The sequence below is a fragment of the Vibrio stylophorae genome, from assembly GCF_921293875.1.
Taxonomy (GTDB): domain Bacteria; phylum Pseudomonadota; class Gammaproteobacteria; order Enterobacterales; family Vibrionaceae; genus Vibrio_A; species Vibrio_A stylophorae.
In genome coordinates, this window is sequence record NZ_CAKLDI010000001.1 from 45563 (window position 1) to 71166 (window position 25604).

Sequence of the window (25604 nt, forward strand, 5' to 3'; positions counted from 1 at the left end):
ATGAGCATTTCACGACGCGGCTTTTTAAAAGGGCTGATGGCTTCAAGCGCTTCGGCGTTGATTGGTCCCAGCTTGCTAACCGCAACCAAGGCTTTTGCAGCCAACCCTATTGGTGATACTTGGAAAATCAGTGGCTCTCACTGGGGTGCTTTTCGCGCCAAGATTCATGCTGGTGTGGTTGAAAAAATCGAGCCCTTTGGCTTTGATAAAAACCCCACGGACATGCTGAAAGGGATTCGCGGCATCATCTACAGTTCATCGCGGGTTCGCTACCCCATGGTGCGATACGCTTGGTATCGCGATTACCTCAAAGCCGATCCCGCAACCCGAGGGGACAATCGCTTTATTCGTGTGACTTGGGAGCAAGCGCTCGATCTGTTCTATGTCGAGCTTGAGCGGATTCAAAATGAATATGGTCCTTGGGCGCTATACGCAGGACACACAGGCTGGCGACAAACGGGCCAAGTGCACAGCTGTAATAACCATATGCAGCGTGCGGTGGGGATGCATGGCTACTTTGTGAAAAAGGTTGGCGATTATTCAACCGGTGCGGGGCAAACCATTATGCCCTATGTGCTGGGCTCCACTGAGGTTTATGCGCAGGGCACATCATGGCCACTGATTTTAGACAACAGTAAGGTGATTGTGCTGTGGGCAACCGATCTACATAAAAATCTACAGGTGGGTTGGAATTGTGAAACCCATGAGTCCTATGCCTATCTTGATCAGCTCAAAGCCAAGATTGATGCCGGCGAAATTCGCGTGATTAGCGTTGATCCCGTGGTTACCAAAAGCCAGCAAAAATTGGGCTGTGAGCATCAATATATCAACCCGCAAACCGATGTGCCCATGATGCTGGCCATGGCATACACCCTGTATCAAGACAAAAAGCACGACCAAGCCTTTTTAGATACCTACACCTTGGGCTTTGATAAGTTTCTCCCCTACCTTACCGGTGAAGGTGAAGGCGGCGATGGTATCGCCAAAACCCCAGAATGGGCGGAGCAAATTTGTGGTGTTCCAGCGAAAACCATTCGCGAATTGGCACATCTTTTTGCCGATAATCGCACGCAGCTGATTTTTGGTTGGGGTATTCAGCGTCAGCAACATGGTGAGCAGCCCTATTGGATGGGCGCGGTACTGGCTTCAATGTTGGGCCAAATTGGCTTGCCTGGCGGCGGTATTAGTTATGCCCACCACTATAGCTCCATTGGGGTGCCAGATAGTGGCGCAGCAGGTCCGGGCTCTTTCCCGCTTAATCCCGATGACAACAAAAAACGAATTCACCAAAACCAAGACTTTAACGGTTACAGCAGCACCATTCCGGTAGCGCGTTGGGTGGATTGTTTACTGGAGCCGGGTAAAAAAGTGGCTTACAACGGCAAAACCGTCACTCTGCCTGAATTTAAGATGATGGTCTTTTCAGGCAACAATCCTTGGCATCATCATCAAGATCGTAACCGTATGAAACGTGCCTTTGAAGCCGTGCAGACCGTGGTTTCCATTGATTTTACTTGGACTGCCACCTGTCGTTTTGCAGATATTGTGTTGCCCGCTTGTACGCAGTTTGAGCGCAATGATCTCGATCTCTATGGTTCCTACTCTGCGCGTGGCGTGCTGGCGATGCACAAGCTGGTGGATCCACTCTTTCAGTCGCGCACCGACTTCGACATCATGGCCGATCTTTGTGATCGCTTTGGTCAGAAGAAAGCCTATTTGCGCGGTATGGGCGAGATGGAGTGGCTGGAAAGCCTGTATGAAGAGTGCCGCACTAGCAATGGCGATAAATATCCGATGCCTCCTTTTGCTGAGTTTTGGCAAAAGGGTTCAGTGATCTTTAATCAACAGCAAACCTTTGTGCGTCACGCCGCATTTCGTGAGGATCCCGAGCTGAATCCCTTGGGCACACCCTCTGGTTTTATTGAAATCTTTAGCCGGAAAATCGCCAGCTTTAACTATGATAATTGCCCCGGTCATCCTGTGTGGATGGAAAAGAGCGAGCGTTCCCATGGTGGCCCCGGTTCGAAAAAGCACCCTTTCTGGTTGCAATCTTGTCACCCTGATCAACGCTTGCACTCACAGATGTGTGATTCCACCGAATACCGTGAAACCTATGCGGTAAAAGGGCGTGAGCCTGTGTATATCAATCCTAAGGATGCCAAAAAGCATGGTATTCGCGATGGTGATTTGGTGCGGGTCTACAATGATCGCGGCCAATTGGTGGCCGGGGCGCGAGTCAGCGACTTTTATCCGCAGGGTGTGGTGCGTATTTATGAGGGGGCATGGTATGGCCCAATTGGCCCTGAAATTGGTAGTTTGGATACCTATGGTGACCCCAATACCCTGACCCAAGATATCGGCACCTCTAAGTTGGCGCAGGCAACCAGTGCAAACACTTGCTTAGTCAGTATTGAGAAATTCGTCGATAAAGCACCGAAAGTGACTGCATTTGGTGGACCCACAGAGGTGAAATAGATCGTATTCATGCAATTTTTTGATAATAAATAAGGTTATTTCGTAACCGCCCCCGTATTCTTACGACCAATAAAATAAATCGGGGGTGGTATGACCGAAGAGAGTGAAGTAATTCAAACGCTGCGCCAACAGATGAAAATTCGCGCCAATCTATATTGGTGGTTTGCCAATCTGTTGGGAGGTGAGCTAACCGTGGAGCAGCTAAGTGAGCTCTCATCAGAATATGGTCAGAATGTATTGGCAACCTTGGCTGAGCAACCATGCTTAGCACCGCATGTGCAACGCTTACGCGATGCGCTTACCCTGCTCAATAGCTTTCCCTATCCAGAATTAGAGTTAGCATCGGATTATGCTGACCTTTTCCTCGCTGATGTGCGCGTGGGCGCGCCGCCTTATGCCTCGCTTTACTATGGTGAGGTGTCGATGTTGTATCAAGCGCCGCATCAAATGATGCTTGAGTTATTGCAGCAACATGGCTTGGCATCAGAGCAATTTGAACAGCCCGCTGATCACTTGGCCATTGAGCTGGACTTGATGGGCAACTTGGCATTGAAAGCTGCGAATACGCCTGCGCTATTTGAAGCCTGTGTGGATCAACAAGGGGTGCTTGGTGAGCAGTTGCGATGGTGGGTACAGGCTTGGTGTGATGCCTGTCAGCGATTCGAAGGCAATGATTTTTACCCAGCCTTGAGCCAGTTATTGGTCGATTTCTTGAATTTTGAAAGCCAATGGTTAGGGGATGTGGTTGACGCGTTGCGACCACGTTAATTGCCTTTGATGCCGTATCTTCATCAGGTACGGCGAACAAGCACTTTCACAAAGTGCGCTTTGAAGGCGTTTCACAAAGTTCCCCTTACGCCGTGCGTTGCGATCTTTGCTCATCAGTGGCGTTGAGCCAGTGCGTAGATCAAGAGCGCTGATGCCGTAAATTCCTATCGATGTGATCTTACTGGCTGTTTTATGAACAGCTGGTGAGATTGCGTTTTATAATTTTCGTGCGCGCTGCACTTTGTGGATCGATACCTTCTTTTTGCTCAAAAAAAGCGCAATCTGTCCTTTGTACCCTAACGTGAACAAAGGAATGGCGATGAAAAAAATAACACTAGCCAGTCTGATTGCCGCTGCTGTCCTTGCGACAGGCTGCAACTCAAAGACTGAGACTGTGGCGGAAGCGCCGCAAAAGAAAGGTCCAGAACACAACTATGTGGTCGCAGGTTACTTTGCTGATTGGCAATACGACAATAAGCAAAACCCCTACACAGTCAAAGATATTCCCGCGCAAGATCTCACCCATGTGATTTACGCCTTTTTGAGTATGTGCGGCCCTCATACAGGTGCTTCAGAGACGGTACAAGGACAAATTGCAGCTGCCTGTGAAAACCAAGCGCCCTTTACTGCGGTGGTGGTGGATCAAGAATCAGCCTTAGAAATTGATTTTGGACCGGTCAATGTGGATGTGGATTACAAAGGCCATTTTGCTCAGCTTAAGCAGATGAAAGCAGACAATCCACATATCAAAATTTTGCCATCCTTTGGCGGCTGGACTATGTCTGAGCCCTTCCATGCCATGGCAAAAGATGAAGCTGCAATCAATCAATTTGCTAAAACGGCAGTAGCTTTGATTGCCAAATATGACTTTTTTGATGGCATCGACTTGGATTGGGAGTATCCAGGTGGCGGCGGTTTAACCACCTCACCATGGAATGAAGCCACCAAACTGACTGATGAGCAAAAAGCGCAAGAGAAAAAAGCATTTACGCTTTTGGTGAAAGCCTTGCGCCAAGAGTTGGATGCGTTAAGCGCGCAAACAGGCCGTCAGTACGAGTTGTCTACCGCGGTTGGCGTTGGCTTTAAAGCGGAAGGGATTGATTGGGCTTCTGCTGCGCCCTATCTCACCAACATGTTTGCCATGACCTATGACTATTTGGGCGGCTGGGGACCTCAAACGGGTCACTTGACTAACTTGCATGCTACGGAGCGTAGTTGGTGGGGGATGGGCTCTGATGTTTTCCTCAACCAAATGATTGCGCTGGGCATTCCAAAAGAGAAACTGGTGTTAGGCGCCGCCTTCTATGGCCGTGCTTGGGAAGGTACACCAGCCTTTGAAGGGCATCCAAATGGTGAGCTTACCTCAAAAGGTGGCGCAACCTTTGGTACCGATCCCGAAGAGCCTGCTTATCTGATGTATTGGGATATCAAGCGCAATTATAACGCCGATACAGGCTTCATTTATCACTACGATGAAGACGCGCAAGCCCCTTACCTCTATAACCCAGAGAAACAAGCCTTTATCAGCTTTGATGATGTTCGTTCTGTGCAGGCAAAATCAAGCTATGTGAAATCACAAGGCTTGGCTGGGGTATTTAGCTGGGAGTTGACGGGCGATCCTGAGGCTGAGCTGGTTAAAGCGATGAATCAAACGCTGCTCAGCCAACCCGCGCAAGCTAATTAAAAGGAGATTGCGCGAAAACGCTCGTTGAGATTAAGCAGACAAGGCCGCTTTGACATAAACGTCAAAGCGGTTTTTTTTGGTTTCCATGCGCAGTGTGGGTGCGATGTGATTTAAATCGGGCGCGTAATCTGGGCGTTTGACCACCACGCGCTTGGTCGCTAAGGCCAGCGCAGGGGTCAGTAGATCGTCAGCATCTAAATCGCTGCCCACTAAGGTTTGAAACACTCGCATCTCTTTTTTAACGAGCGCGGATTTTTTCTTATGTGGAAACATTGGGTCAAGATAGACCACATCAATAGCTGGAAGCTCAGGGTCTTGCGCTCGTGCAAGTAGTGCTTGATGGCTGCTATCGTGATGCAGGGTCATGCGTTGCTGCATCCAAGGTCCAATTTCTGGATCTTGGTAGGCGCGTTGTAGACCATCTTCGAGCAGCGCTGCGACCACGGGGTGGCGCTCAACTAATTCGACACAACAACCCAAGCTTGCCAGCACAAAGGCATCGCGGCCAAGACCTGCGGTAGCATCGAGTACGCGTGGTGTTTCACCTGACTTTAAGCCGATGGCTTTGGCAATGGCTTGTCCCTTACCACCACCAAATTTGCGGCGATGGGCCACTGCGCCCGCAGTAAAATCTACCATCACGGCGCCCTGTTTTGGCTCACTTTTGAGTTGCAAGCTGAGGCGCTGCTGATCGTCATAGCTTAAAACAAAATCACTTTGTTCATCGATGGCGATGTGCCAGCGCAGAGCAAGTTGTTGAAGTTGTTCTAATTGGTCTGGGGTGCCCGTAAGCGTGACAGCCATGGCGATCTCTTTGCGTCGAAATGGAAAGCGGCGAGTATAGCATCGCCGCTTTTTTTCTGCCTAGTGTGCGTGCGCTTTCTCGCTTCGCTCAATCAGTTGGCGCAGTGGCTCGGGACGTCCAAGGTGATAGCCTTGGGCATAATCGACGCCAATTTCGGCCAGTTTCTCTAGGCCTGCTTGGTTTTCCACAAATTCTGCAATGGTCATCTTACCGAGCTCACGTGCCAGCTGGTGGATCGCTTTGACCATCGCAAAGTCCGCTTGGCTTTCGGCGATATCGCGTACAAACATGCCATCAATCTTGATGATATCCACGGGTAGCTGCTTAAGGTAACCAAAGGAAGACAAGCCTGAGCCAAAGTCATCTAGCGCAATGCGACAGCCTAAATTGTGCAGCTCAGTAAAGAGGTGAATGGCGTTGTCGAGGTTATCGATGGCTGCGGTTTCAGTGATCTCCAAACTAAACAGTTGGTTGGCAACGCTGCTGTTATTGATGGATTCAATGAGCTCATCAATCAAATCGCGGTGACTCAAAGATTGGCCTGAGAGGTTGAGTGAAATACCACCCATTTGCGCCACCCACTGCGGGTATTGCTCAAGCAGATCGATGGTACTTTGAATCACAAAACGGTCGATCTCATGAGCCATGCTGTAGCGCTCAGCGATGGGAATAAATAGTCCGGGCGAGATCATCTGGCCATTGGCATCAAACATGCGCAGCAAAATTTCATAGCGCGTCTTGGCTTGTGGATCATTGATTGCGCAAATTGGTTGTGCGTAAAGCTCAAAGCATTCATTGAGTAAGGCGTGGCGAATTTGCGAAATCACCTCAAGCTCTTTTTCATGACGTTTGAGCTCTTCATCTTCACCGTGATAGATGTGAATGCGGTTGCGCCCCTCGCGCTTGGCGATATGACAGGCGGTGTCGGCGTGTGCGTGAACTTGCTGAGCCGAAACGCAGCGCTCATCGATCATTCGAATGCCGATGGAGCAGCCAACTTTGAATGGATTATCGTGCCAGTAGAATGGGTTTTCACTGAGCGCCGCAATAATTTTGTTGCCTAAATTGATCGCATCTTGCGCCGTGCATTGACGCAAAATAATTGCAAACTCATCGCCACTGAGTCGCGCGAGCAGTGCATTGGGTGGTGCTTGTTGTGACATCACACTGGCCGCTTGTTTGAGGGCCTGATCGCCTGCATTGTGGCCGGCTAGCTCGTTAATCATCTTAAATTGATCAAGGTCGATATAGAGCAAGGCAAATAACTGCTGGTTGCGCCGCGCATTATCTAAGGTCAGGCTCAGCTGTTGTTCAAAGTGGTTGCGATTAAATAAGCCGGTCAGCGGGTCATGATGGGCATGACGAATCAGCTGCTCGGTGAGATTTTTATGCGCGGTGATATCCTCACCGACCAACAAATATTGCTGGTTATTTTCATCAAATCGCGCATTTTCACTAACCCAAACTGAGGTGCCGTGCGCGCTTTGGAAACGCACTTGGCGTTTGTCGCTGACGCCATTTTTGGCGGTGCGCTGAAAAAATTGCTCAATGGTTTGATGGTCATTGAGGTAAAAATCGGTGATATCTTTGCCGACCAACTCATGGGGTTGGTAGCCTAAGCGTGATGCGGCATATTGGTTGATCGAAACAATAAGGCTGTTGCGATCTAAGGTCATCAGCATGACGGGCTGTTGATCGTAGAGCATGCGGTAGTTGGCTTCGCTTTGACGAATGCGCGACTCCATATGGCGACGGGTGCTGACATCGCGCGCTTCAACCATATAGAAAGGTGGCTCGTTTTCCACTGGTGGTAGCTGGCGAATCCCAAGCTCAATGACGCACTCTCCACGGTGTGGGTGATAGGCGAGAATTTCGCAATAACCGCTGTTTTGGTCTTGGGCAAAGTGGAATTGCGCCAAAATTTGTCGTTGTGCGTTGGCCGGCCACAGGGTGAGATCCCAAAATAGTGGCTTACCGTTGACTTGGAAAAAGTGCTGACTGGCGGTGTTGTAGGACTCAATCCGCCCCTCTTTGTCCAAGATTAAAATAAACTGAAAACTCTGCTCAAAGATGCCGTTAAATAAGGCTTTATTGTGTTTGAGTTTTTGTTGGCTGGTTTTGAGCCGAGTGACCATGGTCACTAGAACGGCAATTACAATACTAAAAAGAGCCACTAGAATAAGGGCAACAATGATTTCACTTTGGTAGCGTTGCAGCATAGATTGGTTTGGTTTGGCAGTTAATGGCGAATCAAATGAAATAACCGGTTCTACTTTTGTCTGTGAACGATGAAAAGTAGGATAAAATTGGAATTGTGTTGAATTGGCAGGGTGACCTTTGCGGGTAAGATTATTAAAATCGAGTATTCCGTGAACTCGATCGCTCTCCTCAAATAAATTGCGCGAAAAAACCTTGGTCCATTCGAATGCTTGATGATATGAATGGCCGAGCATCACTTCTTGAGCTGACGCAATACTGGTTACAAAAATTGCGACGCAGGAAAGCAGAACGCGCATATACATCCTATGGCATATCACTAAGGGTTGAGGTGAGATCACACTTTGCCAAGCCGTAGATTAGAGCGATAAATAAAATACGGTCAACTGCTTATTCTGAATATTGAGTCGGCCATAATAAATTCACCAAACGATTGCGTTAAAAACATGAAACAACAAGCAAAAATCGATGATTTAGATCGCGCCATTTTGGCGGCATTAATGGATGACGCAAAGACGCCTTATGCTGAATTAGGTAAGCGTTTTAATGTCAGTCCGGCCACGGTTCATGTGCGCGTAGAAAAAATGCGTACCAGTGGTTTGATCGCAGGTACCGAAGTGGTGGTCAACAGTAAGATGTTGGGCTACGACGTTTGCTGTTTTATCGGCATTAACCTCAATGCTGCGCGTGATTATCAGTCTGCTCTGGATAAGCTCAACGCACTTGATGAAGTGGTAGAAGCCTATTACACCACCGGTGCTTACAATATTTTCGTGAAATTGATGTGCCGAAATATTGATGAGTTGCAGCATGTGCTGATCAATAAGCTGCAAGCGATTGACGAAGTGCAATCCACAGAGACACTGATTTCACTGCAAAATCCAATCAAACGTAATGTGATCCCCTAACCGGATGACGATGTTGGTCGCCCTCGGTGACGCAATAAAAAAGCACGCCTTGGCGTGCTTTTTTGCTTTGCTTTTGTTTTGCATGAGCGAATTAATCGGCGCTGGTGCAAATACTGAGCGGCCAGCCCATATCACTGTGACGCACCGCTTCTTGCTGTAATTCAAAGGCGATGAGCGGATGCTGATTGAGCCAAGTTTGGGCGATGGTCAGCTGCCAGTTGCCTTGCTCACAGCATAACTGTGCAGGCACGCTTTGCGGATAGGTGCGACGCTGCCCCAAAATTACTGACAGACGCAGTAGGCGTAAACAAAAAATCGCTTGTTGTGGCGGTAGCGCATGCTGGCAATCGAGCGGCTGCAACGGCTCATGACAGCGTGCTAAAAGCTGTGCTAGAAAGTCTTGCTGTGAGCGGCTAAAGCCGGGCATATCGCTGTGGCGAATAATGTAAGCGCCGTGCTGATTCGCCCCTTTGAAATTAATGGTCATGCCAATTTCATGTACGCGTGCGGCGCTCGTTAACAGCGGTGCAATGGCTTGCTGATCAGCTTCAGACAATGCATGTAGTAGCTGACTAGCAACGCCAGCGACATGGTTGGCATGAGCGTTATCAAGACAATAGTGGGTCATCAGCTGATGAATGGTGCGCTCACAGTTGTCTTCGTTTTGCGGTTTGGCATCGGGCAACATGCCGTAGATTAAACCTTCACGCAGCGCGCCACCCGCTAGGGTCATGCTGTGAATGGCAAAGCGCTCAAAAATCGCGATTAAAATGGCTAATCCACTTGGAAAGACCAGTGCGCGCTCTAGCGTCAAGCCATCAATATCCAACTCTTCTAAGCGGCCGTTTTCAATCGCCAGTTGTTTGAGGCGATAAAGCTTATCGAGGGTGATCTGCTCATCCATCCCCTGCGCCATCATAATCTCTTGCAGCGCTTGTACCGTACCACTGGCACCGACGCAGAGATCCCAACCTAAATTGAGATAATCGGCTTCTACAGGGGCGAGCATGGTTTTGGCGGCGGCAATGGCGGTATCAAAATTGCTGGCGTTGAGGCAGCGATCGCTAAAGTAGCGCTCAAGCCAAGTCACGCAGCCCATTTTTAGGCTATTGAGTAGTTTGGCTTGGGTTTGTTCACCAATGATCAGTTCAGTGCTGGCACCGCCGATATCCACCACGAGGCGTTTCCCATGACCACTGGTGGTATAGGCAACGCCTTGATAGATGGTGGCTGCTTCTTGTTCACCATCGATCACTTGAATGTCGTGGCCAAGCACCTGCTTGGCCCGCACAAGGAAGTCGGCCGCATTGACTGCGACCCGCAACGTTGCGGTGCCCACCACACGAATATGCTCGGTGGGGATGTCTTGTAAGCGCTCAGCGAACAGAGCTAAGCACGCCAATCCGCGTTCGATGGCGGCTTCACTAAGCACATTATTTTGGTCTAAACCGCTGGCTAAACGCACTTTGCGTTTAATTTTTGCCACGGTTTGTACCCGACCTGCAACGTGGCGTACTAGCCACATATGAAAGCTATTTGAGCCTAAATCGATGGCTGCATAGAGAGACGATGACGCCATAAACTTCCTTGCTTTCCTGTGCGCAACTTAGTTGCTGCGACGACCGCGATGATTACGGTTGTTGTTGCCACCACGATTGTTATTACCACCGCTACGGCGATTGTTGCCACCAGTTTGTGGGCGACGTGGTAAATGCAATGCTTTTGGCAAATCGGTGAGCAGCGCGCTGCGATCATATTCAGACACTGGAATGGAGTGTTCGATATAGGTTTCAATCGCTGGCAAGTTAATCGCAAAGCGTTCACAAGCAAAGCTGATGGAGTAACCGCTGGCACCTGCACGACCAGTACGACCGATACGGTGTACATAGTCCTCACAATCATCCGGCAGATCGTAGTTAAATACATGGGTCACGGAAGGAATGTGCAAACCACGCGCGGCAACATCGGTTGCCACCAAAATGTCGAGCTCGCCTTGGGTAAATTCTTCCAAAATACGCACGCGTTTTTTCTGCGGAACATCACCTGTGAGTAGACCAACACGCAGTTCGTCAGCTGCAAGGTGACACCAAATTTGCTCACAGGCAGACTTGGTATTGGCAAAAATAATCGCACGCTCTGGCCACTCTTCTTCAATCAAAGTTTGCAGCAGTGGCATTTTGTCTTCGTTGGACGGGTAGAACAGCTCTTCAGTGATGCGATGACCGGTTTTTTGGGTCGGTTCGACTTCCACATATTCAGCATCGTTCATATGCTCAAAGGCCAACTCGCGTACGCGATGTGACAAAGTCGCGGAGAACATCAGGTTCAAGCGCTCTGCAGTTTTTGGCATTTGGCGGAACAAGTAGTAAATATCTTTAATAAAACCAAGGTCGAACATGCGATCGGCTTCATCAAGCACCACCACTTGAATCGCGCCTAGGCTAATGGTGCGCTTCTTAGCAAAATCGATCACACGTCCACAGGTGCCGATCAGCACATCAACACCATTTTCTAGCGTCGCTTGTTGCTTATCATAGCCCTCACCACCGTAGGCAAGACCTGCAGTGAGACCCGTTGATTCAATGAGCGGTGCCGCATCTTTGTGAATTTGAATCGCTAATTCACGAGTTGGGGCTAAAATAATCGCACGCGGTTGATTTTGTTTGCGTGTCTCTGCCGCTGGGTGAGTCAACAGGTGGTTAAAAGTGGCAGTCAAAAAGGCCAGGGTTTTCCCGGTACCTGTTTGCGCTTGACCTGCGATATCTCGGCCGGAGAGCACCACCGGCAACGCCAAAGCTTGAATGGGAGTACAAAAGTTAAACCCTTTTTGTTCCAAACCCTTTAAAACGCTAGGCTCCAAGCCTAGGTCGGCGAATTTTTGCTCTGTCATATGTGTATTTTTCATTCGCATAGAATATCAGCTAAGGGTTGCAATACGAAACGGATTCAATTCAAATAGGGCAACATTTGTCAATCTCGTGTCAATTTGGCAACAGATGGACAGAAAAAATAAACAATTGGAGTAGAAGATGAGCGATAAGATTGTTCAGCTTAGTGATGACAGCTTTGAAGCAGATGTACTAAAAGCTGAGGCCCCAGTTCTGGTTGACTTTTGGGCAGAATGGTGTGGTCCTTGTAAAATGATCGCCCCAATTCTTGACGAGATTGCTGACGAGTACGACGGCAAACTTAAAGTATGCAAACTCAATATCGACAACAATGCGGCAACCCCGCCGAAGTTCGGTATTCGTGGTATCCCTACCCTGTTGCTATTTAAAGACGGCGCAGTCGCTGCAACCAAGGTAGGCGCTCTTTCTAAAACTCAACTGAAAGAGTTCCTAGACGCCAATCTATAATTGCGATGGCGTTCACTATCCGTGTGTAACCCCGTGTTGCACACGGTTTTTATTGGTTGTTTACTAGACGATATCAACTTTTGGTGCTAAGTTTAGCGCACTTAAGCAATTCAGCATCAATGCTGCTTGACTCCGACTTTCAACCCATCCTCAGGGTTGTTCAATTTCCCTAACTCAACACGAATCCTCGATTGTGACAAACAAGAAACCCACCACAATGAACTTAACTGAATTGAAGAAACTGCAAGTCTCCGACCTGGTTACGCTAGGCGAAGAGATGGGGCTAGAAAACCTCGCTCGAATGAGAAAGCAAGATATGATCTTCGCCATTCTGAAGCAGCACGCGAAGAGCGGTGAAGACATTTTCGGTGACGGTGTTCTCGAAATTCTTCAAGATGGTTTTGGTTTCCTCCGCAGCGCTGACAGTTCTTACCTCGCTGGTCCTGACGACATCTACGTCTCTCCTAGTCAAATTCGCCGTTTCAACCTTCGCACTGGTGACAGTATTTCAGGCAAGATTCGCCCACCGAAAGATGGCGAGCGCTATTTTGCGTTGTTGAAAGTAAACCAAGTGAACTTTGACCGACCAGAGAACGCGCGCAATAAGATTCTGTTTGAGAACTTGACGCCACTGCACGCCAACGAGCGTATGGTGATGGAGCGTGGTAATGGTTCAACTGAGGATATCACTGCACGTGTGTTGGATTTGGCTTCGCCAATCGGTAAGGGTCAACGTGGTCTGATTGTGGCACCGCCAAAAGCGGGTAAAACCATGTTGCTACAAAACATCGCACAGAGCATTACCTACAACCACCCTGAGTGTGAGTTGATGGTTCTGCTGATTGATGAGCGTCCTGAGGAAGTGACTGAGATGCAACGCCTAGTCAAAGGTGAAGTGGTTGCATCAACCTTTGATGAGCCAGCAAGCCGTCACGTACAGGTTGCTGAAATGGTGATTGAGAAGGCCAAGCGTCTGGTTGAACACAAAAAAGACGTGGTGATTCTACTCGACTCCATTACCCGTTTGGCACGTGCTTACAACACAGTGGTACCAAGCTCAGGCAAGGTATTGACTGGTGGTGTGGATGCCAATGCCCTACATCGTCCAAAACGTTTCTTTGGTGCGGCGCGTAATGTTGAGGAAGGTGGTAGCTTGACCATCATCGCAACCGCATTGGTGGATACGGGTTCGAAGATGGATGAAGTGATCTACGAAGAGTTCAAGGGTACCGGTAACATGGAACTGCACTTGTCTCGTAAGATTGCTGAAAAACGCGTATTCCCAGCGATTGATTTCAACCGCTCAGGCACCCGTCGTGAAGAGCTGTTGACCAAGCCTGATGAACTTCAGAAGATGTGGATTCTTCGTAAGATTGTTCATCCAATGGGCGAAACTGAAAGCATGGAATTCCTCATCGATAAATTGGCCATGACCAAAACCAATGATGAATTCTTTGACGCAATGCGCCGCTCTTAAGTTGCCATTGCGATAGAATAAAAAGACGCCAATTTGGCGTCTTTTTATTATTTTTGCTGATTGTAAAAGATTCAATCAGCGCAGTGACCTTATCTGCAGGGAGGTGGATAAGAATGCATCGGCTGATTTGCCTATGCTGTTGCTGTTTATTGTGGTGGCCGCGGGTATGGGCCTATCAGCTGGATGAGGTTCAGCTGAACCACTATCAGCAACAAGCTCAAATGGCCTTCGCGCCTTTAAAATCCTTACTACAGGATCATGATTTTGATCGCTTAGAGCATCGTCTGCGCGGTTTTGACCGGCCGACAGAAGAGGCTCTGCGCCTGTCTTTGGTGCAAAGTATTCAGCCTGAACAGTTGAATGCAGCCTTGGTTACTTGGCTGGCTAATCAGCCCAATGTGCAGGTGATGGTGAGCGAGCAAGGTGATGGTTACGTGTTGCGTCATTTGGCATTTGACTATGCCGCGCCGCGACAATATTTATTGTCGCTGTGGTTTAAAAATGGCCAGCAGCAGCGGTTATACCAAGATATCGAAAATAACGGCCTCAGTTTATCGCTCTTTCTGATGGATGTGGAACGACGTCATTATCAGCAGCGTCGCGATAACTTGATTGCGGTAATTCCCAGCCTGTCACATCTCGCGATTCAACATTTCCGCCAGCAGTTTCTCGACCAAGGTAGCCTTATTTGGCTGCCGGATAATGGCGTGCTGTCTGCGTTGGCGCAGCGCACCGGCGATCCGGCACTCTATCATCTATTGTGGCGTCGCCGCGCCGATCATTACAGTTTAGCGGCGCTCAATGCGCTGGCGCAGCAATCCAATCAGCAATGGCAAATTCAGCAGTTATTGGTCGCCGCTGAAAATCAGGGACTGAGAAAAGCCGCGATTATGCAGCTGGCTCAGTTACAACATTTGGCACCCGCATCGACCGCGCAGTTGTTATCACAGATTAGTACCGCGCATGGTGAAGACGTCGCGGTGCTGATGCAGCAAGCGGGCCATCAGCAGTGGTTGGCTGAGCAACTGACCAAAAGTCAGGGGATGGCGCGTAAACATCTACTGAATGCATTGAATCACCCTATTCCCTGAGGGTGTTCTTACACGGTTCGGTGGTTATAATGATTGTCATTCCCTCAGCAATGGACGCCTTTTATGGTATTTACCGACCTGCGCGATTTTATCCAATACCTTGAACAGCAAGGTGAGTTGGTGCGTGTCACCACCCCTGTCGATCCCCATTTAATGATCACTGAAATTTGCGATCGCACGCTGCGCGCGCAAGGGCCGGCATTGCTTTTTGAAAATCCCATCGGCTATGAGATGCCGATTTTGGCCAACCTCTATGGCACACCAAAGCGTGTGGCTTTGGGCATGGGACAAACAGAGGTCTCAGCGCTGCGCCAAGTGGGTGAATGGCTGTCGTATTTGAAAGAGCCTGAGCCGCCACGCGGTTTAAAAGATGCTTTTGAAAAATTGCCGCTGCTGAAACAAGTACTCAATATGCCGGTGAAAAAAGTGCGCAAGCCGGCCTGCCAAGAGGTGGTTTTAACTGGTGATGCGGTTGATCTCGATAAAATTCCAGTGATGAAGTGCTGGCCCGACGATGTCGCCCCCTTGCTTACTTGGGGTTTAACCATTACCCGTGGGCCACTGAAAAAACGCCAGAACTTGGGGATCTACCGCCAGCAAAAACTGGGTAAAAATAAGATCATTATGCGCTGGTTGGCACACCGCGGCGGTGCCATTGATCTGCGTGAGTGGATGGAAGCGCATCCCGGTGAGAAATTCCCTGTGGTGGTGGCTTTTGGCGCAGATCCAGCCACCATTCTTGGTGCGGTTACGCCAGTGCCTGATTCGCTTTCTGAATATGCCTTTGCAGGCTTACTTCGTGGCGAACGTTCTCGCGTGGGTAAGGCGTTATCTTGCGATCTCGATGTACCCGCCAATGCTGAGATTGTGCTGGAGGGTTATATCGATCCGGCCGAGTTTGCCAATGAAGGTCCCTATGGCGACCATACCGGTTATTACAACGAGGTGGAATCGCACCATGTGATGACCATTACCCATATCACGCATCGCCGCGATCCCATTTATCACAGCACCTATACCGGTCGTCCGCCCGATGAGCCCGCGATTTTAGGGGTGGCACTTAATGAGGTGTTTGTGCCGATTTTGCGTAAGCAATTTCCTGAAATCGTTGATTTCTATTTGCCGCCAGAAGGTTGCTCCTACCGCATGGCTGTGGTCACCATGAAGAAGCGTTACCCAGGCCATGCCAAGCGTGTGATGATGGGGGTTTGGTCCTTCCTACGCCAGTTTATGTATACCAAGTTTATTATCGTGCTTGATGATGATGTGGATGCGCGTAACTGGGAGGATGTGATTTGGGCAATTACCACGCGCATGGACCCAAGTCGTGATACGGTGCTGATCGACAACACCCCCATTGATTCTCTGGATTTTGCTTCACCGCAGGTGGGGTTAGGTTCAAAAATGGGGCTGGATGCTACCAACAAATGGCCGGGTGAAACTGATCGTGAATGGGGGCGTCCGATAGTCAAAGATCCAGAAGTTGTGGCGCAAGTGGATGCAATCTGGGATAGTTTGGGAATCAACCTAAATCCAACAAAACAATAACAAAAAAATCGCGCAAAAGAGGAAGTTTATGACCATTGAGTGTCAGGTAAAAGCCATTGAATCTGTGGCCGCACATACCTATCAAATTACCTTATCACCTTTGGCACCCGTACCATTTTTAGCGGGTCAATATGCCATGGCTGTGATGGGTGAAAAGGATAAGCGTCCCTTTTCCATTGCCAGTGCGCCAGCCAATGCAGATGTGATTGAATTGCACATTGGTGCAGCGCAGGAAAACGCCTATGCCCTCGATGTAGTGCGTGCTATGGAAACTGCGCTTGCTTCGCAAGAGACGGTGATGCTCGACCTGCCACATGGCGAAGCTTGGCTGCGTGAAGATCAAGATAAACCTATTTTGCTGATTGCAGGTGGTACGGGTTTCTCTTATGTCTACAGCATTTTGCAGCGTCAACTGGCGCGTCAAAGTGAGCAGCCGGTTTATCTCTATTGGGGATGTCGCGATCAGTCTCAGCTCTATTACCATGACCAACTGCAAGCACTCGCAGAGCAATATCCACAGCTGCATTACCGTCCAGTGGTTGAGCATGTTGAGGGTGACTGGCAAGGGCGTCAGGGGATGGTGTTAGATGCCGTAATGCATGACTTTGATGCTATGGGCGATCTCGATATTTATATCGCCGGTCGCTTTGAAATGGCAGCCACCGCACGTGATTGGTTTAGCAGTGAAAAAGGTGCAGAGCGCGGCCGTATGTTTGCCGATGCTTACGCTTTTATTTAAACCGTCTTACTGATGAGAAAAGCCGCATCTTGCTGGGCTAGTACGCCAGCGCTATGATGCGGCTTTATTTTTATCCCATATATACTCAAACACTGTCATGTCGCACATGTCAGCAATAAGGAGTCCTCATGAATTCTGCCATTACCCTTGCGTTTGTGGCCAGTGGTGGCGCGATTGGTGCCTGTTTTCGCTTTCTCATCTCTGAGTGGTGCGTCTTGGTGTTTGGCCGTGGTTTTCCCTACGGCACGCTTACTGTGAACGTGTTGGGTTCACTGATTATGGGCTTTTTGATGGCAGCGATTGAATTAGGTTTGGTTGCCGCAGCGCCTTGGCGTCATTTGGTGGGCCTAGGTTTACTTGGCGCATTGACCACCTTCTCCAGCTTTTCCATGGAGAACGTGACCCTGCTCAATCAAGGTGAGTTTGTCAAAATGGGTCTGCATATCGTGTTGAACGTGACCCTGTGTATTTTTGCTACTTGGGCAAGTTACACCTTGATGCGTACCATTCACGGTTAATTGCGTTGCATTAATATGCACAATATTGCGCAATGACAGGTGATATGTCTGATTAAGCGCTTCACTATAAAGTCGTGTCTTTTGATGCGACTTTGTTGTTTTTGGCATCTGGATTTTGAGCGGCAATGTAGCTGAGCTGAGTGCTTAGATGGCCTCTTTTAAGACTCGGCATGGTGACTGCTTGTTTTTAGAGCGGTTGTTGTTGGCCAGTGAATTCTCTATACTGGCTGCCAACTTGTCGGAGTGCCATTGGCTGAGACCGCGCTTTTAGCGGGATCCGTTGAACCTGAAGAGGTTAATACCTACGCAGGGAACAAGATCAATAGGACGCAGTATTTATACGCAGCGCGCGTGTATCTTATGAATTGATCCGCATTCTTCCGATAAGCATTTTCCCATTCATTCAAACAAGGAAATGCGATGTCGAGCCGAAAACAAAACCGTTTAGCTGCCAAGCAGTTTATCGATTCTCTTCAAACCCAAGCTTACCCCAATTCACAAAAAGTCTATGTCGAAGGCTCTCGTCCCGATATTCGTGTGGCGATGCGTGAAATCAGTTTATCGCCATCTTTGGTGGGCGGTGATGCTGAAAATCCGCAATTTGAGGCCAATGAACCGATTCGTGTCTATGACACCTCGGGGATGTATACCGATCCCGCGCACCAGCTGGATATCTATCAAGGATTACCTCGTATTCGCCATGCTTGGATTCTTGAACGTGATGATTGTGAACAGCTGGCAGGTGCTAACTCCAGTTACACCCAAGAGCGCTTGGCTGATCGCAGCTTAGATGAATTACGCTTTGCTGATTTGCCGCCTGTACGCCGGGCCAAAACTGGCAAGCGCGTGACCCAGTTGCACTACGCGCGCCGTGGCATCATTACACCTGAGATGGAATATATTGCGCTGCGCGAAAATATGGGGCGTCAAAAAATGGCCGATGCCAGCCTCAATCAGCAGCATCCTGGGCAAAGCTTTGGTGCGCATTTGCCCGATCAAATCACCCCTGAATTTGTGCGCAAAGAGGTGGCGGAAGGGCGTGCGATCATTCCGTGTAATATTAACCACCCTGAATCAGAGCCGATGATCATCGGCCGCAATTTCTTGGTCAAAGTAAACGCCAATATTGGTAACTCTTCGGTGAGCTCCTCCATTGAAGAGGAAGTGGAAAAGCTGGTGTGGTCGACCCGTTGGGGCGGCGATACCGTAATGGACCTGTCCACTGGTCGCAATATTCATGAAACCCGCGAATGGATTCTGCGCAACAGCCCTGTACCGATCGGCACTGTGCCTATGTATCAGGCGCTAGAAAAGGTCAATGGCATTGCTGAGAACCTCACTTGGGAAGTGGTGCGCGATACCCTGATTGAGCAAGCTGAGCAAGGGGTGGATTACTTCACCATTCACGCCGGTGTGCTGCTGCGTTATGTACCGATGACAGCCAAGCGAATGACAGGCATTGTCTCTCGTGGTGGCTCGATTATGGCTAAGTGGTGCCTCTCTCATCACCAAGAAAACTTCCTCTACACCTATTTTCGTGAGATTTGTGAAATCTGCGCCGCCTATGATGTGGCGCTGTCGCTGGGTGATGGTTTGCGCCCCGGCTCCATTGCTGATGCCAACGATCAGGCGCAATTTAGTGAGCTTCACACCCTTGGCGAGCTGACCAAAATCGCTTGGCAATATGATGTGCAGGTGATGATTGAAGGCCCAGGACATGTGCCGATGCAGATGATCAAAGCCAATATGGATGAGCAGCTGAAACACTGCGATGAAGCGCCTTTCTACACATTGGGTCCACTAACCACAGATATTGCCCCTGGTTATGACCACATTACCTCGGGCATTGGGGCGGCGATGATCGGTTGGTTTGGCTGCGCCATGCTCTGTTATGTGACGCCGAAGGAACATTTAGGACTGCCCAACAAAGAAGATGTGAAAACAGGCCTCATCACCTATAAGTTATGTGCACATGCTGCGGATTTGGCCAAGGGACACCCGGGCGCGCAAATTCGTGACAATGCGCTGTCAAAAGCGCGTTTTGAATTCCGCTGGGAAGACCAATTTAACTTGGGGCTCGATCCGGATACAGCACGTGCGTTTCATGACGAAACCCTGCCGCAGGAATCGGGTAAAGTGGCTCATTTTTGCTCCATGTGTGGTCCTAAGTTCTGCTCCATGAAGATCACCCAAGAGGTGCGCGAGTACGCCGCTCAGCAGGAAGCTGTCGGCGATATCGAAGTACAAATGCTGGCTGACCCATTGGAAGGGATGCGAGCAAAAGCCGATGAATTTAATGCCATGGGGGGCGAACTCTATCATCGAGCCGATGCCCTTCAGGAACATTAAGATCGCATTGAATTGAGTATTGAGATGCAAACTGATTATCGAACGGGCGGCTTTGCCGCCATTGATCCGGCAAAGTTTTCGCTTTATCCGGTGGTGGACGACCTGTTGTGGATTCGCCGTTTATTGGCGGCTGGGGTGAAAACTATTCAGCTGCGAATTAAAAATCCCATGCAAACCGATCTTGAGCAGCAGATCATTGATGCTATTGCGCTGGGCCGTCGTTATGACGCTCAGCTCTTTATCAATGATCACTGGGCGCTGGCGATTCGTCATGGCGCCTATGGTGTGCATTTGGGGCAAGAGGATTTGGCGCACGCTGATCTAAACGCAATTCGTGATGCGGGTTTGCGTTTGGGATTGTCATCGCGCACCCAAGCTGAGCGTGAGCGCGCAGAAGCCATTGCTCCTAGTTATATCGCGCTCGGGCATATCTTCCCCACCACCACTAAGGTGATGCCGACTGCGCCGCAAGGTGTGGCGACCTTAGCGCAGCATCAAGCGGAAATCGGTTCGCGTTTTCCCACCGTAGCCATTGGTGGCATCGATTTAGAGACGGTGGATGCTGTGTGGGCCACTGGCGTGACGGGGATTGCTGTGGTGCGCGCGATCACTGAAGCGGCGGATCCGGAAGCGGCGGTGCGTGCATTTTATGCCAAGCTTGCTGCGCCGCAGCCGATTGCGTATCTTGCTCCGCAATTAAGCCCATTCGCATAACTGATGTTGCCTGCGAACTCTTGCCTGACGATATAAACGGCAAGACTCATTGATAGGAGTATACCCATGGCCCTCACTGACCAAGAATTTGCCCGCTATAGCCGTCAAATTATGGTGCCTGAATTTGCTGTTGCAGGCCAAGAGGCCCTCGGCAAAGCGCATGTTTTGGTGGTTGGTGCTGGTGGCTTAGGTGCTGCTGCACTGCCCTATTTAGCTGCGGCAGGTGTGGGGCATTTGGTGATTGCTGATCATGATGTGGTGGATGCATCCAATCTACAGCGTCAGGTTATTTACCGCGATCATCAGCAGGGTGAGTCCAAGGTGAAAAGTGCGCAGGCCAATCTCAAAGCGCTGAATCCGCATATTCAAATTCGTGCGGTGGAAGCCAAGTTAGCGGATCAACGTTTATCGCTGGAAGTGAGCATGGCTGATGTGGTGCTGGATTGTAGCGACAATCTCGCCACCCGCCATCAGATTAATGCCGCCTGTGTTGCCCATGGTAAAACGCTGATCTCTGGCGCAGCCATTGGTTGGCATGGGCAATTGATGTGTTTTGTGCGTGACCAATCGGGCAGTGATGCCGGTTGCTATCACTGTTTGTTCCCGCAAGTCGCGGGGCAAAACAATGAGCCGCGCAATTGCGCACAATCCGGTGTGATTGGGCCTGTGGTGGGCACCATGGGCACCATGCAGGCGCTTGAAGCGATCAAATATTTAGCGGGTTTGCCTTTATCGGCAGCCGGTTTTTCACAGTTTGATGGGTTGCAATGCCAGTGGCATCAGTTTGCCATTGCCAAAGATCCGCATTGCCCCGTTTGTGGTCAGGCCAAGGAGGCCTCATGCAAGTCTACGTCAATGACCAAGCCGTAGAGCTGGCGTTAGCCAGTACCCTGCAGCAGTTAATTGAACAGCTTTCAGTACCCGCGCATGCAACTGCTGCTGCCTGTAATGGCAGTATCGTACCGCGTTCGCAGTGGTCTGAAACAATTTTAAATGATGGCGATCAGATCGCCCTATTCCAAGCGATTGCTGGGGGTTAAGTTATGACATTGACGATTGCTGATCGCCATTTTTCATCGCGTTTATTTACGGGAACCGGTAAATTCTCAGATCGCCAAGTGATGGCGCAGGCCATTTTGGCGTCCAAATCAGAATTGGTCACCATGGCGCTCAAGCGGGTGGATATTCACCAGCCTGATGACGATATTCTTGCGCCGCTGATCGATGCCAGCGTGAATCTATTGCCCAACACCTCAGGTGCCAAAACGGCGCAAGAAGCGGTGCTCGCCGCTGAGCTTGCCCGTGAAGCGCTGGGTACCAACTGGTTAAAGCTTGAGATTCATCCTGATCCTAAGTACTTAATGCCCGACCCGATTGAAACCCTGAAAGCCGCAGAAATTTTGGTGCAAAAGGGCTTTATCGTGCTGCCCTATTGCCATGCCGATCCTGTGTTGTGCAAGCGTCTTGAGGAAGTGGGCTGCGCGGCTGTGATGCCTTTGGGCGCGCCTATTGGTTCCAATAAAGGCGTGGTGTCGCGTGATTTTCTTGAAATCATTATCGACCAAGCGCGAGTGCCAGTGGTGGTGGATGCGGGTATTGGCGCGCCATCTCATGCGGCGTTGGCCATGGAACTGGGCGCTGATGCGGTGTTGGTGAATACGGCCATTGCGGCGGCAGCTGATCCTGTGGCCATGGCGCGCGCTTTTGCCATGGCCGTTGAGGCGGGTCGCATCGCTTATGAGTCCGGTCTTGCCAGTCAAGGTCAGGTGGCCAGTGCATCCAGTCCACTGACCGATTTTTTGGCGACGCTGTCTTAAGCGTCCATCAAGGAAGCGATGATGAGTAGTTTTCGTGAGGTTTGGCAGCAGCTCGATTGGGATGAGGTGAAGCTGTCGATTTACAGTAAAACCACTGCTGATGTAGAGCGCGCACTGGCAAAATCCAAACGTAATTTGGAAGATTTTAAAGCTCTGATCTCTCCAGCTGCAGAAGCTTATTTGCCGCAAATGGCCACACTGAGTGCGCAGCTTACTCGCCAACGTTTTGGCAAGGTGGTGAGTTTTTATATTCCGCTTTATCTTTCCAATCTGTGCTCCAATGCATGTACCTATTGCGGCTTTTCCATGGAAAACCGGATTAAACGTCATACCCTCAATGAGGATGAGTTGGACGCGGAGCTAGCAGCGATTAAAGCGATGCACTTTGATAGCTTGCTGCTGGTGACCGGTGAGCATCAAACCAAGGTGGGCATGGATTATTTCCGTCAAGTGCTGCCCAAGGCCAAGGCGCAATTTAATTATTTAGCCATGGAAGTGCAGCCGCTTGAGCAAGCACAATATGCAGAGCTGAAAACCCTAGGTTTGGATGCGGTGATGGTTTATCAGGAAACCTATCATCCCAGCACCTACGCGCAGCATCATTTGCGCGGCAAAAAGCAGGATTTTTTCTATCGTTTGGAAACCGCTGATCGCTTGGGTCAGGCTGGTATCGATAAGATTGGCTTGGGCTCACTGATTGGCCTTGAAGAGTGGCGCACTGATTGCTTCTATGTTGCGGCGCATCTGGATTATCTACAGCGGACCTACTGGCGAAGCCGTTACTCCATCTCTTTTCCTCGTTTGCGTCCCTGCGAAGGTGGCGTGCAGCCCAAATCGGTGATGAGTGATAAGCAATTGGTGCAGCTGATCTGCGCCTATCGTTTGCTCAATGGTGAAGTGGAGTTATCGCTGTCGACGCGCGAGTCCGCCTATTTTCGCGATCATGTCTTACCATTGGGGATCACCACGCTGTCAGCGGCCTCAAAAACTCAGCCCGGCGGTTATGCCAATGATACCCCTGAGCTAGAGCAGTTTAGTGTGCATGATGATCGCAGCGCGCAAGCGGTGCGCCAAGCGGTGAAACAGGCTGGCTTTGAAGTGGTATGGAAAGACTGGGATCGCGCCTATTCAAGTGTGGATATGAGCATATAGGTATTTGATGCCATGCCTTAAAAAATAAAAAACCGTCGCAAGCGACGGTTTTTTGTTTCAAGTCATAGGGCCAATTTATTCCGCAGTGGCGGTTGGCTCAGTGCTCAATTCACTATCTTGTGCGTTATCAAGCAATACAGCGCCTGCGGCCAAGGTGCCTGCAACTGCTGGCGCTTCTGCGCTTTGGTTGAGGGCTGACATCTGCTGCGCGGCTTCAAGATCTTTTTCGTTTTGTGCCAAAGATACAGTGTTGCTGCGGCTACCCAAGAATTGCTGAATGTTGTTCAGTACTTGCTGGGCTGAGCTGCCATCTTCAGTGATATCCAAAATAGTACGTGGCGAACGAAGACCACGACCATAAAGGTTCACAAAGCTGGTGCTTTGAATCTTCGCGCACCAGAGCCAAGCAGTCATACTACAGCGCGTGATGATGTTCTCTGTCTGATGGGTATCGGTGATCTTGTTACCGCTACGCTGATGTGTGCGTGTTGCCGTACCATTCATCTCAAAGCTGATTAGGCGAGACTGCCAGCGTACTTCAGCAACGAAAGGCAGCAAAATTTTACGCATCGCGCTGGAGAGCGAAAAGGTCAGCCAAGCCAAAAGAACCCAGTTCAAGACACCAAAGCCAAAGTTACCAATATAGGTCGCAGCTTCATAATCGCTGATGCGCTGATGGCTAATAAAGATGATCTCGTCAGTGATTTCAGCCACAAATTGCATCCCTTGATACAGCATAACTGCGCCAGCAACACCCAGAATGGTGTAAAGCACAGCACTGATGATACGAAGCAGGCGGTACTGGCCGCTGGCTTCTACAGGGACCACTTGCGGTTGTGACTCAAGGATTTGGCCATATTCAAATTTACCTTCTTGCTCAGATTGCCAATCAATCTTATTGCTATTGTGGTAAACGCGGTTGGGCACGCTTTCTTCGCGATAATCGTTCCATACCAAGGCATCCATATTGTTGATCAGATCCTGTGGATGGAAGTTTTGTTGGGTGTTTTCAACACGCTCTGTCACTTTCACGCGGCAAGGGCTCTTATCGCGAGAGGCAAGCATCTGCATCGCCAGTACAGTGGCCACAGCAGCGAAAATCACGATGCCAATTAGCATTACACCGCTATACATTTGCGCGTCAAAGCCCGACGTGAGGCCATGTGCAAATGCGGGGTCGTTTTGAATTGGTCTTGAAAACGCGGCATAAACCAAAGACAAAGCCACAGGCAGAACCAACGATAAACCTAAGGTGATGGCGATGGAGCGCGTTGAAGATAGGCGGTCATCAAAGCCAATGCGGCGCCATACGAAGCTCAAGTAAGCCACTGCCGCAATGATTGCGCCGTTTTGCACAAATCCAGCCGCATCACCGACAAGACCTGCGGTGCATACAAACCACACGATCGCCAAAATGATCATGCTTAGGAGTGTTTTCGCAAGTGCAGTAAATACCCCCAAGATTACGCCGCGCACTGGACGTGGATGCACAATATAGGCTGGGTAAAGAGAGGCGATCAGGCTTGCCATCCAGCCTTGTGGCTCTTGAAAACTACTGTTAACGCCTTTTTTCAACTGCTCATGCAGAATTTGCGCACCATAGGCAAGATAGGGTTTTTCAAAGCTTTGGTCCGTGACTGAGGAGTCTGCCAAATTGCGAGCTAGTGAAATTGGCAGCGTGCGGCCAATAAACAGGCGAAAAGAGTGACGCAGACCCATGGCGATATCAAAAATACCGACACCCATCAGGCCAAAGCCAATAATGGTTGCGGTCAGGCCAAGCCAGGTTTGAATAGCTAGAAAAGGAGATACTTTAAGTAAAATGAGAGCAGCGAGAACGGTCAAAATGACTCCGCGAAGTGCCTGCATAGCACCAAGAAAGCGCATTGGGTTGGCAATGCGTGGAGCATTCTGACTGTGGTCATAAAGGCCGTCAGTCATGAATAGATTCCTAATAGGTATTGTGGTTTGTAAAAGTGGAATTAT

21 protein-coding genes and 1 riboswitch are annotated in these 25604 nt (G+C 49.7%); of the genes, 16 read left to right on the forward strand and 5 right to left on the reverse strand.

Annotated elements, in window-relative coordinates:
• The 3 genes from torA (at position 1) to L9P36_RS00240 (ending at position 4927) form a co-directional block, all read left to right on the forward strand.
• Positions 1-2475, forward strand: a complete 2475-nt coding sequence (gene torA, locus L9P36_RS00230; RefSeq protein WP_237464028.1) for a trimethylamine-N-oxide reductase TorA — start codon at positions 1-3, stop codon at positions 2473-2475.
• A 90-nt stretch (positions 2476-2565) separates the two neighbouring features.
• Positions 2566-3243 carry a molecular chaperone TorD gene (gene torD / locus L9P36_RS00235; RefSeq protein WP_237464030.1) on the forward strand — a complete coding sequence of 226 codons (678 nt, stop codon included), beginning with the start codon at positions 2566-2568 and terminating at the stop codon, positions 3241-3243.
• Between the two features lie 319 nt (positions 3244-3562).
• Positions 3563-4927, forward strand: a complete 1365-nt coding sequence (locus L9P36_RS00240) for a glycoside hydrolase family 18 protein (RefSeq protein ID WP_237464031.1) — start codon at positions 3563-3565, stop codon at positions 4925-4927.
• 30 nt (positions 4928-4957) lie between these two features.
• On the opposite strand, the gene L9P36_RS00245 is transcribed toward L9P36_RS00240, so the two are convergent.
• Both L9P36_RS00245 and L9P36_RS00250 read right to left on the reverse strand, forming a co-directional pair.
• A complete protein-coding gene (locus tag L9P36_RS00245) occupies positions 4958-5731 on the reverse strand; it encodes a class I SAM-dependent methyltransferase (protein WP_237464032.1) in 774 nt (257 codons plus the stop codon).
• Positions 5732-5791: 60 nt separating this feature from the next.
• On the reverse strand, positions 5792-7951 hold the full coding sequence (locus tag L9P36_RS00250; protein ID WP_237464034.1) for a bifunctional diguanylate cyclase/phosphodiesterase: 2160 nt from the start codon (positions 7949-7951) through the stop codon (positions 5792-5794).
• 444 nt (positions 7952-8395) lie between these two features.
• On the opposite strand from L9P36_RS00250, the gene asnC reads away from it, so the two are divergent.
• Positions 8396-8857, forward strand: a complete 462-nt coding sequence (asnC, locus tag L9P36_RS00255; protein ID WP_237464035.1) for a transcriptional regulator AsnC — start codon at positions 8396-8398, stop codon at positions 8855-8857.
• A 91-nt stretch (positions 8858-8948) separates the two neighbouring features.
• Here asnC and gppA read toward each other — a convergent pair whose 3' ends face one another.
• Entirely contained in the window at positions 8949-10436 is a 1488-nt protein-coding gene (gppA, locus tag L9P36_RS00260) for a guanosine-5'-triphosphate,3'-diphosphate diphosphatase (RefSeq protein WP_237464036.1), read from the reverse strand.
• 27 nt (positions 10437-10463) lie between these two features.
• Positions 10464-11762 carry an ATP-dependent RNA helicase RhlB gene (rhlB, locus tag L9P36_RS00265; RefSeq protein ID WP_237467806.1) on the reverse strand — a complete coding sequence of 433 codons (1299 nt, stop codon included), beginning with the start codon at positions 11760-11762 and terminating at the stop codon, positions 10464-10466.
• Between the two features lie 124 nt (positions 11763-11886).
• Here rhlB and trxA point away from each other — a divergent pair, with 124 nt between their 5' ends.
• From trxA to thiH, 12 genes are all read left to right on the forward strand, one after another.
• On the forward strand, positions 11887-12213 hold the full coding sequence (trxA, locus tag L9P36_RS00270; protein ID WP_237464037.1) for a thioredoxin TrxA: 327 nt from the start codon (positions 11887-11889) through the stop codon (positions 12211-12213).
• Positions 12214-12430: 217 nt separating this feature from the next.
• The gene (rho, locus tag L9P36_RS00275; RefSeq protein ID WP_237464038.1) at positions 12431-13690 is read left to right on the forward strand and encodes a transcription termination factor Rho; all 1260 of its coding nucleotides are present in this window, start codon (positions 12431-12433) and stop codon (positions 13688-13690) included.
• A gap of 113 nt (positions 13691-13803) precedes the next feature.
• On the forward strand, positions 13804-14781 hold the full coding sequence (locus L9P36_RS00280) for a hypothetical protein (RefSeq protein WP_237464039.1): 978 nt from the start codon (positions 13804-13806) through the stop codon (positions 14779-14781).
• A 63-nt stretch (positions 14782-14844) separates the two neighbouring features.
• A complete protein-coding gene (gene ubiD, locus L9P36_RS00285) occupies positions 14845-16329 on the forward strand; it encodes a 4-hydroxy-3-polyprenylbenzoate decarboxylase (protein WP_237464040.1) in 1485 nt (494 codons plus the stop codon).
• Positions 16330-16357: 28 nt separating this feature from the next.
• A complete protein-coding gene (gene fre / locus L9P36_RS00290) occupies positions 16358-17068 on the forward strand; it encodes an NAD(P)H-flavin reductase (RefSeq protein WP_237464042.1) in 711 nt (236 codons plus the stop codon).
• Between the two features lie 128 nt (positions 17069-17196).
• Positions 17197-17586: a fluoride efflux transporter CrcB gene (crcB, locus tag L9P36_RS00295; protein WP_237464045.1), complete on the forward strand. Its 390-nt coding sequence runs from the start codon at positions 17197-17199 to the stop codon at positions 17584-17586.
• A gap of 229 nt (positions 17587-17815) precedes the next feature.
• Positions 17816-17916, forward strand: a riboswitch (TPP riboswitch).
• 90 nt (positions 17917-18006) lie between these two features.
• Positions 18007-19935 (forward strand): phosphomethylpyrimidine synthase ThiC, encoded by a 1929-nt coding sequence (thiC, locus tag L9P36_RS00300; protein WP_237464046.1) that lies wholly within the window; start codon positions 18007-18009, stop codon positions 19933-19935.
• Between the two features lie 24 nt (positions 19936-19959).
• Complete coding sequence (gene thiE, locus L9P36_RS00305; RefSeq protein WP_435532717.1) at positions 19960-20649, forward strand: thiamine phosphate synthase; 690 nt, start codon at positions 19960-19962, stop codon at positions 20647-20649.
• A 66-nt stretch (positions 20650-20715) separates the two neighbouring features.
• Positions 20716-21519: a HesA/MoeB/ThiF family protein gene (locus tag L9P36_RS00310; RefSeq protein ID WP_237464048.1), complete on the forward strand. Its 804-nt coding sequence runs from the start codon at positions 20716-20718 to the stop codon at positions 21517-21519.
• On the forward strand, positions 21489-21689 hold the full coding sequence (thiS, locus tag L9P36_RS00315) for a sulfur carrier protein ThiS (RefSeq protein WP_237464050.1): 201 nt from the start codon (positions 21489-21491) through the stop codon (positions 21687-21689). The genes L9P36_RS00310 and thiS overlap by 31 nt, the downstream gene beginning before the upstream one ends.
• Positions 21690-21692: 3 nt before the next feature.
• Complete coding sequence (locus L9P36_RS00320) at positions 21693-22466, forward strand: thiazole synthase (RefSeq protein WP_237464052.1); 774 nt, start codon at positions 21693-21695, stop codon at positions 22464-22466.
• A 21-nt stretch (positions 22467-22487) separates the two neighbouring features.
• The gene (gene thiH / locus L9P36_RS00325; RefSeq protein ID WP_237464053.1) at positions 22488-23618 is read left to right on the forward strand and encodes a 2-iminoacetate synthase ThiH; all 1131 of its coding nucleotides are present in this window, start codon (positions 22488-22490) and stop codon (positions 23616-23618) included.
• Between the two features lie 75 nt (positions 23619-23693).
• Here thiH and L9P36_RS00330 read toward each other — a convergent pair whose 3' ends face one another.
• Entirely contained in the window at positions 23694-25559 is a 1866-nt protein-coding gene (locus L9P36_RS00330) for a hypothetical protein (RefSeq protein WP_237464054.1), read from the reverse strand.
• Between the last annotated feature and the right edge of the window lie 45 nt (positions 25560-25604).

Bases quoted from the DNA above. Each gene is read 5' to 3' on its own strand.
- torA (WP_237464028.1), top strand. From the start codon at position 1: ATGAGCATTTCACGACGCGGCTTTTTAAAAGGGCTGATGGCTTCAAGC.
- torD (WP_237464030.1), top strand. From the start codon at position 2,566: ATGACCGAAGAGAGTGAAGTAATTCAAACGCTGCGCCAACAGATGAAA.
- L9P36_RS00240 (WP_237464031.1), top strand. From the start codon at position 3,563: ATGAAAAAAATAACACTAGCCAGTCTGATTGCCGCTGCTGTCCTTGCG.
- L9P36_RS00245 (WP_237464032.1), bottom strand. From the start codon at position 5,731: ATGGCTGTCACGCTTACGGGCACCCCAGACCAATTAGAACAACTTCAA.
- L9P36_RS00250 (WP_237464034.1), bottom strand. From the start codon at position 7,951: ATGCTGCAACGCTACCAAAGTGAAATCATTGTTGCCCTTATTCTAGTG.
- asnC (WP_237464035.1), top strand. From the start codon at position 8,396: ATGAAACAACAAGCAAAAATCGATGATTTAGATCGCGCCATTTTGGCG.
- gppA (WP_237464036.1), bottom strand. From the start codon at position 10,436: ATGGCGTCATCGTCTCTCTATGCAGCCATCGATTTAGGCTCAAATAGC.
- rhlB (WP_237467806.1), bottom strand. From the start codon at position 11,762: ATGAAAAATACACATATGACAGAGCAAAAATTCGCCGACCTAGGCTTG.
- trxA (WP_237464037.1), top strand. From the start codon at position 11,887: ATGAGCGATAAGATTGTTCAGCTTAGTGATGACAGCTTTGAAGCAGAT.
- rho (WP_237464038.1), top strand. From the start codon at position 12,431: ATGAACTTAACTGAATTGAAGAAACTGCAAGTCTCCGACCTGGTTACG.
- L9P36_RS00280 (WP_237464039.1), top strand. From the start codon at position 13,804: ATGCATCGGCTGATTTGCCTATGCTGTTGCTGTTTATTGTGGTGGCCG.
- ubiD (WP_237464040.1), top strand. From the start codon at position 14,845: ATGGTATTTACCGACCTGCGCGATTTTATCCAATACCTTGAACAGCAA.
- fre (WP_237464042.1), top strand. From the start codon at position 16,358: ATGACCATTGAGTGTCAGGTAAAAGCCATTGAATCTGTGGCCGCACAT.
- crcB (WP_237464045.1), top strand. From the start codon at position 17,197: ATGAATTCTGCCATTACCCTTGCGTTTGTGGCCAGTGGTGGCGCGATT.
- thiC (WP_237464046.1), top strand. From the start codon at position 18,007: ATGTCGAGCCGAAAACAAAACCGTTTAGCTGCCAAGCAGTTTATCGAT.
- thiE (WP_435532717.1), top strand. From the start codon at position 19,960: ATGCAAACTGATTATCGAACGGGCGGCTTTGCCGCCATTGATCCGGCA.
- L9P36_RS00310 (WP_237464048.1), top strand. From the start codon at position 20,716: ATGGCCCTCACTGACCAAGAATTTGCCCGCTATAGCCGTCAAATTATG.
- thiS (WP_237464050.1), top strand. From the start codon at position 21,489: ATGCAAGTCTACGTCAATGACCAAGCCGTAGAGCTGGCGTTAGCCAGT.
- L9P36_RS00320 (WP_237464052.1), top strand. From the start codon at position 21,693: ATGACATTGACGATTGCTGATCGCCATTTTTCATCGCGTTTATTTACG.
- thiH (WP_237464053.1), top strand. From the start codon at position 22,488: ATGAGTAGTTTTCGTGAGGTTTGGCAGCAGCTCGATTGGGATGAGGTG.
- L9P36_RS00330 (WP_237464054.1), bottom strand. From the start codon at position 25,559: ATGACTGACGGCCTTTATGACCACAGTCAGAATGCTCCACGCATTGCC.